At 66.0% G+C, this 13,288-nt stretch carries 15 protein-coding genes and 1 riboswitch; of the genes, 6 read left to right on the top strand and 9 right to left on the bottom strand.

The genetic code is table 11. The annotated features are described in order from the left end of the window. Positions 1-117: 117 nt before the first annotated feature. From IEY62_RS19205 to IEY62_RS19190, 4 genes are all read left to right on the top strand, one after another. On the top strand, positions 118-1,188 hold the full coding sequence (locus IEY62_RS19205) for a Gfo/Idh/MocA family protein (RefSeq protein WP_189020892.1): 1,071 nt from the start codon (positions 118-120) through the stop codon (positions 1,186-1,188). Positions 1,189-1,304: 116 nt separating this feature from the next. Continuing rightward, positions 1,305-2,039, top strand: a complete 735-nt coding sequence (locus IEY62_RS19200) for a hypothetical protein (RefSeq protein WP_189020890.1) — start codon at positions 1,305-1,307, stop codon at positions 2,037-2,039. Between the two features lie 88 nt (positions 2,040-2,127). Continuing rightward, positions 2,128-2,679, top strand: coding sequence for an RNA polymerase sigma factor (locus IEY62_RS19195; protein ID WP_189020888.1), 552 nt, complete (start codon positions 2,128-2,130; stop codon positions 2,677-2,679). After that, positions 2,676-3,515 carry a hypothetical protein gene (locus IEY62_RS19190; RefSeq protein ID WP_189020886.1) on the top strand — a complete coding sequence of 280 codons (840 nt, stop codon included), beginning with the start codon at positions 2,676-2,678 and terminating at the stop codon, positions 3,513-3,515. Before IEY62_RS19195 ends, IEY62_RS19190 begins: the two co-directional genes overlap by 4 nt. A gap of 79 nt (positions 3,516-3,594) precedes the next feature. On the opposite strand, the gene ald is transcribed toward IEY62_RS19190, so the two are convergent. After that, positions 3,595-4,713 carry an alanine dehydrogenase gene (gene ald, locus IEY62_RS19185; protein WP_018780201.1) on the bottom strand — a complete coding sequence of 373 codons (1,119 nt, stop codon included), beginning with the start codon at positions 4,711-4,713 and terminating at the stop codon, positions 3,595-3,597. Between the two features lie 209 nt (positions 4,714-4,922). On the opposite strand from ald, the gene IEY62_RS19180 reads away from it, so the two are divergent. Further along, a complete protein-coding gene (locus tag IEY62_RS19180; protein ID WP_189020884.1) occupies positions 4,923-6,137 on the top strand; it encodes a PucR family transcriptional regulator in 1,215 nt (404 codons plus the stop codon). Between the two features lie 211 nt (positions 6,138-6,348). On the opposite strand, the gene IEY62_RS19175 is transcribed toward IEY62_RS19180, so the two are convergent. Together IEY62_RS19175 and IEY62_RS19170 are read right to left on the bottom strand one after the other, a co-directional pair. Further along, entirely contained in the window at positions 6,349-7,572 is a 1,224-nt protein-coding gene (locus IEY62_RS19175; protein WP_229785459.1) for a hypothetical protein, read from the bottom strand. 13 nt (positions 7,573-7,585) lie between these two features. After that, positions 7,586-7,738, bottom strand: a riboswitch (cyclic di-AMP (ydaO/yuaA leader). A 128-nt stretch (positions 7,739-7,866) separates the two neighbouring features. After that, on the bottom strand, positions 7,867-8,097 hold the full coding sequence (locus IEY62_RS19170) for a hypothetical protein (protein WP_189020880.1): 231 nt from the start codon (positions 8,095-8,097) through the stop codon (positions 7,867-7,869). Positions 8,098-8,144: 47 nt separating this feature from the next. Between IEY62_RS19170 and IEY62_RS19165 the strand changes: the two genes are divergently transcribed. Further along, on the top strand, positions 8,145-9,209 hold the full coding sequence (locus tag IEY62_RS19165) for an ATP-dependent DNA ligase (protein ID WP_189020877.1): 1,065 nt from the start codon (positions 8,145-8,147) through the stop codon (positions 9,207-9,209). A gap of 16 nt (positions 9,210-9,225) precedes the next feature. Here the strand turns inward: IEY62_RS19165 and IEY62_RS19160 are convergent, their stop codons facing one another. The 6 genes from IEY62_RS19160 to ptsP form a co-directional block, all read right to left on the bottom strand. Beyond that, complete coding sequence (locus tag IEY62_RS19160; RefSeq protein ID WP_189020875.1) at positions 9,226-9,489, bottom strand: DUF6480 family protein; 264 nt, start codon at positions 9,487-9,489, stop codon at positions 9,226-9,228. A 133-nt stretch (positions 9,490-9,622) separates the two neighbouring features. Next, on the bottom strand, positions 9,623-10,408 hold the full coding sequence (locus IEY62_RS19155; protein WP_189020873.1) for an alpha/beta fold hydrolase: 786 nt from the start codon (positions 10,406-10,408) through the stop codon (positions 9,623-9,625). Positions 10,409-10,493: 85 nt separating this feature from the next. Further along, the gene (locus IEY62_RS19150; RefSeq protein WP_189020871.1) at positions 10,494-10,739 is read right to left on the bottom strand and encodes a hypothetical protein; all 246 of its coding nucleotides are present in this window, start codon (positions 10,737-10,739) and stop codon (positions 10,494-10,496) included. Between the two features lie 80 nt (positions 10,740-10,819). Continuing rightward, complete coding sequence (locus IEY62_RS19145) at positions 10,820-11,227, bottom strand: helix-turn-helix domain-containing protein (protein ID WP_189020869.1); 408 nt, start codon at positions 11,225-11,227, stop codon at positions 10,820-10,822. Positions 11,228-11,261: 34 nt separating this feature from the next. Further along, a complete protein-coding gene (locus IEY62_RS19140) occupies positions 11,262-11,540 on the bottom strand; it encodes an HPr family phosphocarrier protein (RefSeq protein ID WP_039243297.1) in 279 nt (92 codons plus the stop codon). 29 nt (positions 11,541-11,569) lie between these two features. Beyond that, positions 11,570-13,270: a phosphoenolpyruvate--protein phosphotransferase gene (gene ptsP / locus IEY62_RS19135; protein ID WP_189020867.1), complete on the bottom strand. Its 1,701-nt coding sequence runs from the start codon at positions 13,268-13,270 to the stop codon at positions 11,570-11,572. Positions 13,271-13,288: the final 18 nt, after the last annotated feature.

The following is a 13,288-nucleotide window of genomic DNA, read 5'->3' as shown; positions in this document are numbered from 1 at the left end:
CAACACATCGGTTCGCGGAGGTTTCCGGCCTTCGGCGTCCCCATCGCCCGCTCACCCGGTGATGGAGGGTTACCGGAAAGGGGCCATTACGTGAGCGAGGGTCGGTAGCCTAGGGTCATGACTTCCACGCCGATCCGTACCGCCGTCGCAGGCTTTGGACTTTCGGGCAGCGTCTTCCACGCGCCCTTCATCGAGGCCAACCCGGCCTACGAGCTTGCGGTCATCGCCACATCAGATGCGGCACGCCAATCGCAAGCAAAAGAGCGCTACCCGGAAGCGCGCATCGTCAACACCCCGGAAGACATCCTGGCTCTCGCCGATCAACTGGACCTCATTGTCCTCGGCACACCGCCCGCCACCCACTACCCGCTGGCTAAAGCCGCGCTGGAAGCCGGGCTCGACGTCGTGGTGGATAAGCCGTTCGTGATCCACAGCGCCCAAGGCGAGGAATTGATCGAGCTGGCGGACAGGCTTGGCCGCGTGCTCACTGTCTACCAGAACCGGCGCTGGGACGGCGATGCGCTCACCGTTCGGAAACTGCTCGACGCCGGGACGCTGGGTACCGTCACCCGGTTTGAGGTGGGCATGGAGCGGTGGGCACCTGAGATCGCCAAAGCCTGGAAAGCCAGTGCCACGGCGGAAGATGGCGGCGGCGTCCTGTTCGACCTCGGCACCCACGTCCTGGACCTGGCCCTCCGGTTCTTCGGGCCGGCAACCGTCACCTACGCCGAAATCGCTGCGCGCCGTCCGCAGGAAAAAGCAGACGACGACGTCTTCCTGGCGCTCCGGCACGAATCGGGAGTGGCAACCCACGTCACCATCAACCTCAACAGCCACCTCCACGGCCCCCGGTTCAGAATCCTGGGCACCCAGGGTGCGTTCGTGAAGTTCGGCACCGATCCGCAAGAGCCGTTCGTGCTGGGAGGCGGGCTGCCGACGGACCCGGAGTACGGCGTCGAACCGCCTGAAAACGCAGGCACGCTGGACGTGGACGGTCAGCGGAGCCGCATCGCAACTGAGCGCGGGGCCTACCCGGAGTTCTACCGTCTCCTCGCGGAAAAGCTCGACGACGGCGGCGCCACCTCCCGGCGCCCGGTACCGGTGGATCCGGCGGACTCGGTGACGATCCTGAAACTCATTGAGCAGGCCCGGGTCCTGGCATCAAAAGAAATTTCGGGCAGGGCGTAACCTCACCGAGGCCCCCAGCGATGTAAAGGGAGTACGGGCCACGCCCGCACGCTGATCATCCGGCAGCCACCCAACAGCTGCCGGGGCAATCCCAAAATCGTTTGTCGGAGGGTCTCATGTCCTTGTTCACTGTCCTTGCCACCAGCAAAGTCGCCGCAGGCGTCTTGGCTGCCGGAGCTGTAGCTGCCGGCGGAACCGGCGTCGCTGCCTTCAATGGCGCCCTTCCCACTGAATTCCAGCAGACCGCGCACGACGTCGTCGGCGCACCTGCCCCCGCTGCCTCTGCTGCCACCGAGAAGGTTGCCGGGAAGGCCGCTGAAGCAGCCGACGCCGCCGAAACCGCCAAGTCGAAGGCAACTGACGCCGTCGAGACTGCCAAGGCAACGGCCAAGGATGCCGCGGACGCCGGCCAGGCCAAGGCAACCGACGCCGCCAACGCCGCCAACGCCGCCAAGGCCGCTGTGGAAGATGCCACGTCACCTGAAGCATTCGGTCTCTGCACCGCCTTCCTCAACGGAGGCCTGAAGGCAGACGCCAAGGTCCCGGGCTTCAAGTCCCTGACCGTTGCTGCCGGCGGCGAAGCCAACGTCCAGGCACACTGCACCGCCGTGGTGGAGGCAGGCAAGGCTGCCGGCCTGAAGGCTGACGGCAGCACCAAGGCAGATGCCGACGCCGATGCCTCCGTGACGTCCGAACTTCCCGCCACGCCGGCTGTTCCGGCAGTGCCGGCCGTGCCTTCCGTACCGGCCACGCCGGCCGTCCCCGCAGTGCCGGCCGTCCCGGCCCTGCCTACCCAGGTTCCCACTGACGTGCCGGTAGTTCACGACGCACCCGTCGATTCTGTCCGCTAAGCCCGCAGCGGCTACGGTTTAACGGCAGGGCTCCTTGGCTTGATGACAAGGAGCCCTGCTACATAACGCGGGATGGAGGCGTCACCGGGTGCTTGAACCCTTGGCGGAGGAATATGTGCAGGCGGATCACGATGATCCTGCCCTGCTCTTCACGGCTGCCTACAACGCCTTCTCGGGACCGGTCCTCGGCTACCTCAAAGCGCGCGGCGTCGACGATCCCGAGGCCGTAACGCAGGACGTCTTCCTTGCCCTGTTCCCCAAGCTGGACACGCTCCACGGCGGCTTGCAGGGTGCCAAGACCTTACTGTTCACAATCGCGCATGCCCGGCTGGTGGACCACTACCGGAAGCGCGAACGGACCCCCGACTCCACGCCTTACGAACCGGATTTCGACGCCCGCCGTTCACCGTCGGCGGAGGAACAGGCTTTCGGGGGAGCCTCGGGCCTGGGGGTCACGGCACTTTTGGAGGACCTCGCCGAGGATTACCGGGAGGTCCTGGCACTAAGGGTCGTTGCCGACCTGTCGGTGGAAGAAACAGCGGACATCATGGGCAAATCCCAGGGTGCCGTGAAACAACTGCAGCGCAGGGCATTGGGCGCACTGAAAAAACGTGCGCTACTAAGGAACGGCACATCATGAGTGAAAACACCGCACCTCGTCGCGGCAACGACCAGCAGGTCATCGATTCCCTGCTGGCGGACGCCGGGCTGGAGGATAATTCCGGCCTGCGCACAGAACTTCTCGAGCTGCGTTCCCTGGCCGACACCGCGCCCGTACCGTCTGACGCCGTGCGTGCACTGATGGCGGGCGGAGGCGCTGCGGAAACGCGGCAGATCCCGACGGCGGAGGGTTTGTCCGCGTCTGCCGCGCCGACTGCTGTGCTCACCGTGGCGGCTCCCGCCGATGAGATGGCTCCCGCCGATGAACTTGCCGCACGGCGACGGAAGAAGCGACGCGCAGCGATCGCCGGGCTCGCCGTCGCGGTATCCCTGGCAGGTGGCGCGACGGCGGCTGCAGCCTCCGAGGGTGGCATTCCCGGGGCGTTCGAGCATCTTGGCGCGGCCATCGGTTCGGTGGTTTCACAACTTACGCCCGGTTCCGGCAACGCTCCACAGCCCACGGTGCCCACAGGGACCACACCGGAACAGGGACCTGTCCGGCAGGAAAGCGAGCCGGCCGTGGTTCCGGGTCAGGCAAGCCCCAGCCCGGCGGCCCCCTCGGGCCCTGCCGGCACAGTCCACACCGACCCCCACCCGGCAACGCCCGGGAACCAGTCCCAGGGACCCAAGGGCCCGTCGCACAGCGAGCCTGGCAAGGGTGTCCTCCCCACGGCTCCGTCGTTGCCGGTTACGCCTCCGGAGATCGACCCCTCCAAGCTTGATCCCTCAAAGCTCGAACCATCGGATCTTCCCGTTCCGGTGCCCACGCAGCTGATCCCGACGCTCCCCGCAGACCCCAAGGCCCCCGCGAAGTGACCCACCCCGGCGCGGCTTAAACCACGACGGCGGGGTGCGGCTCCTATGGAAGCCGCACCCCGCCGTCGTGCTTGGCTTGCTAGGCGGAAACCAGGCTGTGCCAGTCGTTGACCAAGGGCAGGTTGTGCGCCTCGGAAACGGAATGGTGTGCCACGTGGCCCGCGGCGATGTTGAGGCCTGCGGCCAGGGCGGGGTCGCGGTCGAAAGCGGCCTTGACGCCCAGGTTGGCCAGTGCCACGGCGTAGCGCAGGGTGACGTTGGTCAGTGCGTACGTGGAGGTGTTCGGAACGGCGCCAGGCATGTTGGCAACGCAGTAGAAGATCGAGTTGTGGACCTTGTACGTCGGTTCCTGGTGGGTGGTGGGGTGCGTGTCCTCGAAGCAGCCGCCCTGGTCCACGGCGATGTCCACCAGAACCGAGCCCGGCTTCATGCGGGAGACGAGTTCGTTGGTAACCAGCTTGGGAGCCTTGGCGCCCGGGATCAGGACGGAACCGATCACGAGATCTGCGTCGATGACTGACTTCTCGATCTCGTAGGCGTTGGAGGCGACGGTCTTCAGGCGGCCCTGGTAGAGGGCATCGAGTTCACGCAGCCGGTTGATGTTGATGTCCATGATGGTGACATCAGCACCGAGGCCCAGTGCCATGGCGGCGGCGTTGGTTCCCGCAACACCGGCACCGAGGACAACAACCTTGGCCGGGCGGACGCCCGGAACGCCGCCCAGGAGGACGCCCTTGCCGCCGGCCGGAGCCATCAGCGAGGATGCGCCCACCACGACGGACAGGCGGCCTGCGACCTCGGACATGGGGGCGAGCAGCGGAAGGGTGCGGCCTTCCTGCACGGTTTCGTAAGCGATGGCGGTGACGCCGGAGTTGATGAGCTCGGCGGTGAGTTCGGGTTCTGCGGCGAGGTGCAGGTAGGTGAAGAGGATCAGGCCCTTGCGGAAGCGGTGGTACTCCGCGGCGATGGGTTCCTTGACCTTCATGACCATGTCAGCGCGGCCCCACACGTCATCGGCTTCGTTGACGATTTCGGCGCCGGCGATCGAGTATTCCTCGTCGGTGATGCCCGAGCCGAGGCCTGCGCCGCGCTCAACCAGAACGGTGTGTCCGTGGGTGCGGAACTCGTGGACGCCGGCAGCCGTGATGGCTACGCGGAACTCGTTGTTCTTGATTTCTTTGGGGACGCCGATGATCATTTGCTGGCTCCATCGTTAGCGGCCTGTTCGGCCGAATTTTTGCTGCGGGCTGTGATTCCAGAATAAATCCGGCTGTGAGGCAGGCGACATGGATTCCCGGAAGCCTTGAGAGCAAAACCCCGGAAAATCAAGGGACTCAAGTCCTCAAGCTCTACATTTGTCGAGCACCAAGGCGTCAGGTGTCGCCTGCTGTTGGTACGCTTTGAAGGATGCAGCAGGACGTGGAACAGATCGTTGAACGGGTGGCCCTGAAGCTCGGCCGCGGGCTGTCCCTGGAGGACCTCGACGGCGTCCTCCTCGCCTACAGTTCCAACCAATCCCACGCCGACCGCGTCCGCGTGAACTTCCTCCTGAGCAAACGTGTCCCCAGCGACGTCAGCGCCTGGCAGCTCTCGCACGGCATCTCCACCGCGGTGCGTCCCGTGGTGGTTCCCGCCAACGACGAACTCGGGATGCTGGGCCGCGTCTGCGTGCCGCTTCTGGTCCGCGGTTTCCGCGTGGGCTACTTATGGGTGCAGCAGGACCTTGAGGAGCAAAGCGCGACGGCGATCCTCGCCCAGCTGCCCGGCGTCCGGGACGAACTGGACCTGCTGGCGGGCTTGCTCCTGGACTCGAACACGGCCGAGTCGGAATTCCGGCGCAGGCGTGAGCAGGAGTTCCTCACTGCCTGCAGTGGTGAATCGAATGCGGTGGCGGCTGTTGCGGGTTGGAAGGAAATCCAGGGCCGGGGTCCATGGCAACTGGTGACCATCCTGGACGCCGAAGGTGCCCGGTCCGACGTCGACCCCATCGCGGCAACCCTCACGCACCGTTCAGCCGCGCTGCAGTCCACCATCGGCGTGAATGCCGCGTTGTTCAGCGCCGGAACGGAAACCCACTCGGTGGTCTTGTTCCGGGAATCCGGGGGACGGGCTGACCATGCGCAGGTTCTGGTCCACTACCAACTTGAGCTCGCCAAACGTGCCGGCAGGACTGTGGACCGCGTCATTCTGGGGATCAGTGAGCCCTTCCAAGTCATCCGGCAGCTCGCAGGGGCGTACCGGCAGTCGAAAGTTGCCGCACAGGCAGCCGCCGTGGATGCCCGGCTGGGTGAGCTGGTGGACAGCCGATCCGTGGGGGTCTACCAGCTCTTTGACCGCCTGCTGGCTCCAGGCGGTTGGGATGATACCGGTTCGGTGTTTTTTCGGATTCTCGAGGACCAGGACAAGAACGGCGAGCTGTTGCCGGTGTTGGAGCTCCTCTACGACAACGACAGTTCCGTGCAGGACGTCGCTGCCAAACTCCACCTTCACCGGAGCAGCATCTACAACAGGCTCGGGCGCATCCGCCAACTCATCGGGGCTGATCCGTTGAACGGCGCCATTCGGCTCGAGTTGCATGCTGCCCTCAAGGCGCGGCGCTGGGCCGGAAGACCGCGGATCTGAGTACTTACCGGAAGAAACAGGCAACAAGCAGGGCAGGCATCCACGTGGGTGCCTGCCCTGCTTGTCGTTTTCGCTTCAGCAGCGCCTCATGAGCGCTTCAGCCGCTGGCAACTCCAGCGGCCCATCCGGCGTCGGAATGTGGCCGTCCGGCTGCTGCTGCAATACCGGCCGTGCCATACGGTGTGCACGGTGGTGCGGGGCAACCGGGTGCTCACTGCAATGCCTTCTGGGCGGCGTCAAGGAGCGATTCCAACGTGGACGCCTGCGGCTTCGGGGCGGTGCCTGTGTTGGGGCCGCCGGTTGGCTTGGGCTTGGACGTCGGGGTCTCCGTCGGAGTGGGCGTCGGGGTGGGCGTGGGACTGGTGGTCGGTGTGGTGGTGGGCGTCGGCGTTGCTGTTGCCGGCGGAGTGGTGATCGTGTCCGAGGGAACGTCGGACGGAGCCGGTGCGGGCGCAGGCTGGGCGGGAGTCGGGGTGGTCGCCGCGGGGGACGGCGCTGCGGCTGCCGGGGCTGCCGCCGAGGGGACCCAGACCGGCGCCGCGAGCGAAACGTGCGGCGAAGGAACCGACGACGGCGTCACCGCGGCAGGTGCCTCCGGTACCGTGGCCGGCTGGCCGGGCTGGGACGACGCTGAACCCGATGAGGACGGGGAGGAAGCTGTTGTGTAGGAAGCCCGGGGCGCCGGGTTTGCCGACCCTGTTTGGCGGTCCTCGCCTTGGCCGCCGCTGGCTTCGTGGGCCGGAGTTTCCTGGCCGAAGAACGGTAGTTCCAAGGCCTGCCCCAGGCCCCCGGCAGTCAGTACAAGGCCCAGCGCTCCGGCAACCACTGCCATGCGTTGGCTCATGTGCTTCACCGACGCGGCTTTCCGCAGGACGGCCTGGGGTTCGCGGCCAAAGGAGGACGCGGCACTGTACCCGGTTGCGGAGACGGGCGCCGGAGTCTTGACGCGCCTCGCTGGAACAGGGGTGGCTTCCTCGTGGACTGCAGCAACCGGAATGGCCGCGGTAGCTGGTTCGGGCCGCGCTGCGACGGTGGGCCGAACCCTTTCGATGGGCTGGACGTTTTCGGTCGGCCGGACCACGGGAATAGCTGATGTCGGAGGGCCGGGCGTCGTCGACGCCGGAGCGGCGGCCCGGGCAGCTTCGACAACCGGAATCGCTGCTGTTGCCGGCTCCGGAAGGGCGGGCGCTGTCTTCGGTTCGGCCGGCTCGATGACGGCCCTTGCCGCCCGTTCCCGCTCAGCTGCCCGGGCCGCAGCGCGCGTGGTTGGGGCCGCCTGGGTTGGGGCGGCTACGGTGGGGATCGCAGCGGTGGCGGGTTCCGCTTGGGTGGGATTCGCTGTGGCTGGTTCCGGGAATCCGCTGGCTTGGGCCCGACGGCGTCCGGTTGGCTTGGTGCGCTCGCGCTCGAGTTGCGCGCGGCGTGGGTTATCCATGGTTGGGGACATGGTTTTGCCTCTCAACGCCTGCGAGGTTAGCTGTCGGGTTCGGACGAGGCCGTCCGGCCGCGCGTGGCGGCTTCACCCCAAGGGCTTGCGGAGAAAACAAGCCCGGGAAACTGTGGGTCCCCCGTCTCTGCCGCGGGTCTGGCGGATCCTGGAATGCGGCAGAGCCCGGCGTCAATCCAGAAGCGGCCCAGCGGAGATCGGGTCGCCCTACGACCGTACAGGAGCCGGAAAGTAAAGTCACATTAATGTAACGGGCGGTAGGTCTGCTCCTGCGGGAGGCTCCTACCGCTTAGGCTTCGGGGCCGGTGCGGGAGCGGGAAGTTCGTGCTCGATTCTCTGGACCTGGTGGGCTTGATGTGTGGCAGGGCGGAAAACTTCGTCCGCTATGCCCAGTATGCCTCCGGCTGCGGCACGCCGGACGCCGCGCTTGTTTCCCCGCGCGATCCAGTACCAAAGTCCCGCCAGGAGCGCCGGAACTCCGAGGACGGCTGCCAACACGGCCAAGATATCCATCGCCTAAGACTAGCTTCGGAGGAAAGCGGCAGGTAGAACATAGACCTATGGACCTCCCTGTGATGCCGCCTGTTTCGCCCATGCTCGCCAAGTCCGTCCCGTCGATTCCCGAGGTTGGGCATTACGAACCCAAGTGGGATGGCTTTCGGACCATCGTCTTCAAGGATGGCGACGAGATCATCCTCGGCAGCCGCAACGAGAAGCCCATGACGCGCTATTTTCCGGAGCTTGTGGAGGCCCTGAAACAGAACCTCCCGGACAAATGCGTGATCGACGGCGAGATCGTCCTGATCGAGGGCAACAGGCTTGAGTTTGAGGTGCTGCAGCAGCGGATCCACCCTGCGGACAGCCGGGTACGGATGCTCGCGGAGAAGACGCCGGCCTCGTTGGTGGCGTTCGATATCCTCGCGCTGGGTGATGAAAACCTGATGGACAGGCCGTTTTCCGAGCGTCGTGCCGCCTTGGAACGTGCTCTGGCCAAGGCTGAGCCGCCCATCTACGTGACTCCGGCGGTGACGGAGCTGCAGCGGGCGCAGGAATGGTTCGTCCAGCTCGAAGGCGCAGGCCTGGACGGGATCCTCTCCAAGCCCCTGGACGGCGCCTACCAGCCCAACAAGCGGGCGATGTTCAAGACCAAGCATGAACGCACGGCCGATTGCGTTGTGGCCGGATTCCGCTGGCACAAGACGGCGAAAGTTGTGGGGTCAATGCTGTTGGGTCTTTATAACGACGCCGGCCGCCTCCAGCACGTGGGGGTTGTGGCCTCATTCCCCATGGCACGTAGGGAGAGCCTCGTGGCCGAACTCGAACCCTACACGGTGGATCTCGGCGAACACCCGTGGGGTGAGTGGGCAAGCCAGGACGAAGCCGCCGGTGGTTCCAGGATGCCCGGAGCCCAGAGCCGCTGGAGCGCAGGGAAGGACTTCTCCTTTGTGCCCCTGCGCCCCGAACTGGTGATAGAGGTGGCCTACGACTATATGGAAGGCGACCGGTTCCGCCACACGACGCAGTTTCGTCGCTGGCGGCCTGACCGCACCCCGGAGAGTTGCACGTACTCGCAGCTTGAGGAGCCTGCGGAGTACGACCTCGGGGAGATTCTGAGTCTCCCCTAGCCGGTTGGGACGCGAGCTACTCCTCGTGCCCCTGGTCGCTGCTCATGCTGCCCTCGGCCGGAGGGGTTTCTCCCGGCGGTACGCCGCCGCCTGGCTCGAGGCCTGTGACGTTTCCATCCAGGGGGTCGGGGTTGGCCGAGGAAGCGGGGTCATCGTCCTCGTCCTGGCGCATGTCCGGATCTTCGTGGATGCTGTCCGCTTCGGCGGTGGTGTCGATGGGTCCGTCAGCGCCGCTCACGCCGAACGTCCGGGGATCGTCTTCCGGGTCATAGCTGGTCATGGTCAGCCCCTTCGTAAGTAAGCTTACTAATTCACTTGCTTCGCCAGCCTAGCCGGGACCGGCCACGCCAACAAGGCCGCCCGCAAAGCTGCCCGCGCCGGCGTGGTGTCCGGCAGGAGGGCCTCATGGGTGATCAGCGGTGCCGGGTGGTGGCGTTGACGAAGCTGCGGATAGCGTCCGCCACGGCCTTTGGGCGCATGTGCTGGGCAACGTGTCCGACGCCGGGAATCTCCACCAGGCGCCCCTGCGCTACCGCCCGCGAAAGCCTCAGGGACCAGTCCGGCCCGGCAACCTGGTCCCGGCTTCCCCGGAGGACCATCACCGGGACAGCTATCCGGGACAATCGGTCCAGTGTGGGGTACTTCATCATCACGGGCAGTTCGGTGACGTACCAGCGTGGTCCGCAGCGGAAGTAGTCTCCGATGACGATCCAGTTGGACGAGGGACTCTCGCGGAGGATGCCATCCAGCGTCAGGGCGATCGATTGCCGCATGACGTTTTTATGCCGGGAATCCACAACCGGCCCCATAAGCACAAGTTGCCGCACGCATTCGGGCCGGTGCAGTGCAGCCTCGATGGCGAACTGCACCCCCATGGAGTGGCCTACCAGAACGTAGGAGTCGACCCCGCGGGATGCCAGGGCCTCGGCAATGAAGGCACCGTAGTCCTCCACCTGGAGTTGAGTGCCGGGACGTGGAGTGCCGGCGAAGCCCGGCAGGTCGAAAGAATACGTGGGCGCTGCTGCCGCCAGGACGGCGTGCAGGCGTGCCAGGTAGCGATGCGAAACGCCAATGCCGTGGATCAGGATGTAGGCGGGCTGATCGTCGGGATCAGTGCCAGGTTCAGGGGACCCCTCTGCCCAGAGGATCCGTCCGGTAAGGCCACGGACTTCGACGTCGGCGGACAACAGTGCGCTCATGCGGGACACGCCAAGGAAAGGAAGCTTGAAGCCATACAGCTATTGAACAGCATGCTGTTGGTTTCGGAGGGCTCGCCAGTGCAGGCTAGTCCCGCGCGGCGTCGTCCGATTCGCTGGAGTCGGCCGGCCGCGCATCAGCTGCCCTGGCAGCGTCAGCCGCCTCCCGGCGTCGTGCGATTTTCGATTCGGTCCACATGGTCACCGCCACGAACACCGTGCACGCGAACATGAAGGTGGCCACAAAGTTCAATCCCATGGCTGAGCCCAAGGGTATGGCAAGGGCCAGCGCAGCCAAACCGGCCACGATATGCCACCCTTTGAAATTGCCCACCGATCAAGCGTAACCCCGGGCTTTACACGTCCCCGCCTGTTGGCTGGGATCGTTGCTTGATCCTTATCACTCGGACGCTTTCAGTCGCTTTCCCCGGCGTCCGCAGCGGCGGTTTCGGCCTGCTTTTTCTTCTGGGTTTCCAGCCAATCCATGATCGCAGCCTGGCGGATCCGGCGATGCGTTCCCCGGTACTCCACCGGAATCTCGCCGCGGTCGGTCATGTTCCGCAAATAGGTGTGCGAGATCCCGGCAAGCTCCGCTGCCTGCGAAGTCGTGAGCATTTCCTCCACGCTGCTGACGGTCACCGTTTCGCCCCTGCCCAGCCTCGCAAGGAGATCGACGACGGCGTCCCGCGCCTGATCGGGCAGACGGTGGACCGTGCCATCCACGAAGACAGTGATGTCGTCACTGTCGTTGAGGGAGCGCGCCAGATTCCGGGCGTCATCGGCGGGGAGACCCGCTGTGACGCGGGGAGCTATCAATGCCATGGCAGAAGCCTAGCCTGAGGCGTGAAGGAAGAACTTACTCCGCGTCCAGATCCGTTTCCAGCAGCTTCACCAGTGCGTCCAACGCGGCTTCTGCGCCGTCCCCCTCGGCCCGCAGCACCACCACGTCACCCTTGGCGGCGCCGAGGGTCATGAGCGAGAGGATGCTGGCCGCGTCCATCGCTTCGTCCTCGGGCTGGCCCTGCATGGCGATGGTGACGTCCACCGGCTGCTCGCCCGCTGCCTCGGCGAACAAGGCGGCGGGGCGGGCGTGCAGTCCGGATCGGCTGGCTACGGTTGCTGTGCGTTCTGGCATGGTTTCTCCTTGCGTTGGTGCGGGAAGGTTTAGAGGCCGAGTTCTTCGAGAACGGGGAGTTTGGCGCGGACCCAGTCGCGCGCCTCCGTGGCGCTGGGTGCGGAAAGGGCCAGGCGGGCGAGTTCCTGTGCCTGCTCCAGCGTGACGGTCTTCAGTACGGTCCCGACGGCGGCCAACGAGCGCGCGGTCATGGACAGTGTGGTGACGCCCAGACCGGTAAGGACGACGGCGAGGGCCGGGTCCGCGGCTGCCTCGCCACAGACACCCACGGGCTTGGCGGTGCCCTCCCGGCCGGAGCCTTCCTGCGCCGCACCTTCGACGGTGAGCTGCACCAGCCGAAGCACTGCGGGCTGCCAGGGGGTGTTCAGGTCCGCGAGGGGGCCCAGCTGGCGGTCTGCGGCCATGGCGTACTGGGTGAGGTCGTTGGTGCCCAGGGACGCGAATCCGACTTCACGCAGTACAGTTGCGGCCGTCAGTGCAGCGGAGGGTACCTCCACCATGACACCCGGTGTCTGGATTCCTGCGGCCGCGCAGAGCGAGGCAAAGCGTCCCGCCTCGGCAGCGGTGGAGATCATGGGGGCCATGACCCACACGTCGGCCTCGGACTCCGAAGCCGCCCGGGCGATCGCCTCGAGCTGGCGTTCCAGGACGCCCGGCGTGGTGAAGTCGGTGCGGTAGCCGCGGACGCCCAGTGCGGGGTTGGGCTCGGTGGCGTCAGTGAGGAACGGGAGGGGCTTGTCGGCGCCGGCGTCCAAGGTGCGGAGGACTACCTTCTTGCCCGGGAAAGCGTCGAAAACGGCCTTGTAGGCGGCAGCCTGCTCGTCCACTGAGGGCTCGGTGTCGCGCTCCAGGAAGCAGAATTCGGTGCGGAACAGGCCAACGCCCTGGGCGCCCAACCCGGCAGCTGCCACGGCATCCTTGGCTCCGCCCACATTGGCCAGAAGCGGGACCAGGTGGCCGTCCGCCGTCGTACCGTTTCCGTCGAAAGCCGCCAGGGTGGCGGACGTTTCCGCCCATGCGGTGGCAAGCGCGCGCTGTTCGTCAGTCGGCTCGACGGCCACGAAACCGGCAGCGCCATCCACGTACACCTCCGAGCCGTCGGCGATCCCGTCCACTCCGTGGGCCGCAACCACGGCGGGCAGGCCAAGGGAGCGCGCGATGATCGCCGTGTGGGACTGGGGTCCGCCGCCGGAGGTCACCAGTGCCAGGACAACTGCGGGATTCAGGGTCGCAGTGTCGGCGGGAGCGAGGTCCTCGGCTACCAGGATGAAGGGGGTTTCAGAGGAAGGAATGCCGGGAGCAGGGACACCGCGGAGTTCGGCAACGATGCGTGCACGCACGTCCAGGACGTCGGTTGCGCGCTCGGCCATGTAGCCGCCCAGGTTGTGCAGCATTTCGGAGACCGATGCGCCGGCTTCCCAGATGGCCCGTTCGGCGGAGGTTCCGGCGTTGATGAGTTTGCCCGCCGATTTCAGCAGCATGGTGTCTTTGGCCATCAGGGCGGTGGCCTCAAGGACGGCTTTGCCGTCGCCGGAGGCGGTGTCCGCGCGCGCCTTGAGTTCGTCATGGACCGCTTGCGCGGCTGCCTTCAGGCGGACGACGGCGTCTTCCGGGCTGATTCCCTCGGCCAACTTTTCGCCCGACGGCGGTTCGCTCACCGGCTTGGGCATCTGGCGGACAGAACCGGTGATGCGGCCAGGGCTTACCCCAACTCCTTGGAAATTCTGCACTGAATCCTCTGTTCCTGC

Source organism: Paenarthrobacter histidinolovorans (assembly GCF_014647595.1).
GTDB lineage: Bacteria > Actinomycetota > Actinomycetes > Actinomycetales > Micrococcaceae > Arthrobacter > Arthrobacter histidinolovorans.
Note: the sequence above shows the minus strand (reverse complement) of the source record. Positions and strands in the feature narration are given on the sequence as shown.

What these genes read in the sequence shown, in the direction of transcription:
- IEY62_RS19160 (WP_189020875.1), bottom strand. Translation starts at nt 9,489, where the DNA reads ATGACCAGCTATGACCCGGAAGACGATCCCCGGACGTTCGGCGTGAGC.
- IEY62_RS19180 (WP_189020884.1), top strand. Translation starts at nt 4,923, where the DNA reads ATGCAGCAGGACGTGGAACAGATCGTTGAACGGGTGGCCCTGAAGCTC.
- IEY62_RS19170 (WP_189020880.1), bottom strand. Translation starts at nt 8,097, where the DNA reads ATGGATATCTTGGCCGTGTTGGCAGCCGTCCTCGGAGTTCCGGCGCTC.
- IEY62_RS19145 (WP_189020869.1), bottom strand. Translation starts at nt 11,227, where the DNA reads ATGGCATTGATAGCTCCCCGCGTCACAGCGGGTCTCCCCGCCGATGAC.
- IEY62_RS19190 (WP_189020886.1), top strand. Translation starts at nt 2,676, where the DNA reads ATGAGTGAAAACACCGCACCTCGTCGCGGCAACGACCAGCAGGTCATC.
- ald (WP_018780201.1), bottom strand. Translation starts at nt 4,713, where the DNA reads ATGATCATCGGCGTCCCCAAAGAAATCAAGAACAACGAGTTCCGCGTA.
- IEY62_RS19155 (WP_189020873.1), bottom strand. Translation starts at nt 10,408, where the DNA reads ATGAGCGCACTGTTGTCCGCCGACGTCGAAGTCCGTGGCCTTACCGGA.
- IEY62_RS19205 (WP_189020892.1), top strand. Translation starts at nt 118, where the DNA reads ATGACTTCCACGCCGATCCGTACCGCCGTCGCAGGCTTTGGACTTTCG.
- IEY62_RS19140 (WP_039243297.1), bottom strand. Translation starts at nt 11,540, where the DNA reads ATGCCAGAACGCACAGCAACCGTAGCCAGCCGATCCGGACTGCACGCC.
- IEY62_RS19175 (WP_229785459.1), bottom strand. Translation starts at nt 7,572, where the DNA reads ATGGATAACCCACGCCGCGCGCAACTCGAGCGCGAGCGCACCAAGCCA.
- IEY62_RS19165 (WP_189020877.1), top strand. Translation starts at nt 8,145, where the DNA reads ATGGACCTCCCTGTGATGCCGCCTGTTTCGCCCATGCTCGCCAAGTCC.
- IEY62_RS19200 (WP_189020890.1), top strand. Translation starts at nt 1,305, where the DNA reads ATGTCCTTGTTCACTGTCCTTGCCACCAGCAAAGTCGCCGCAGGCGTC.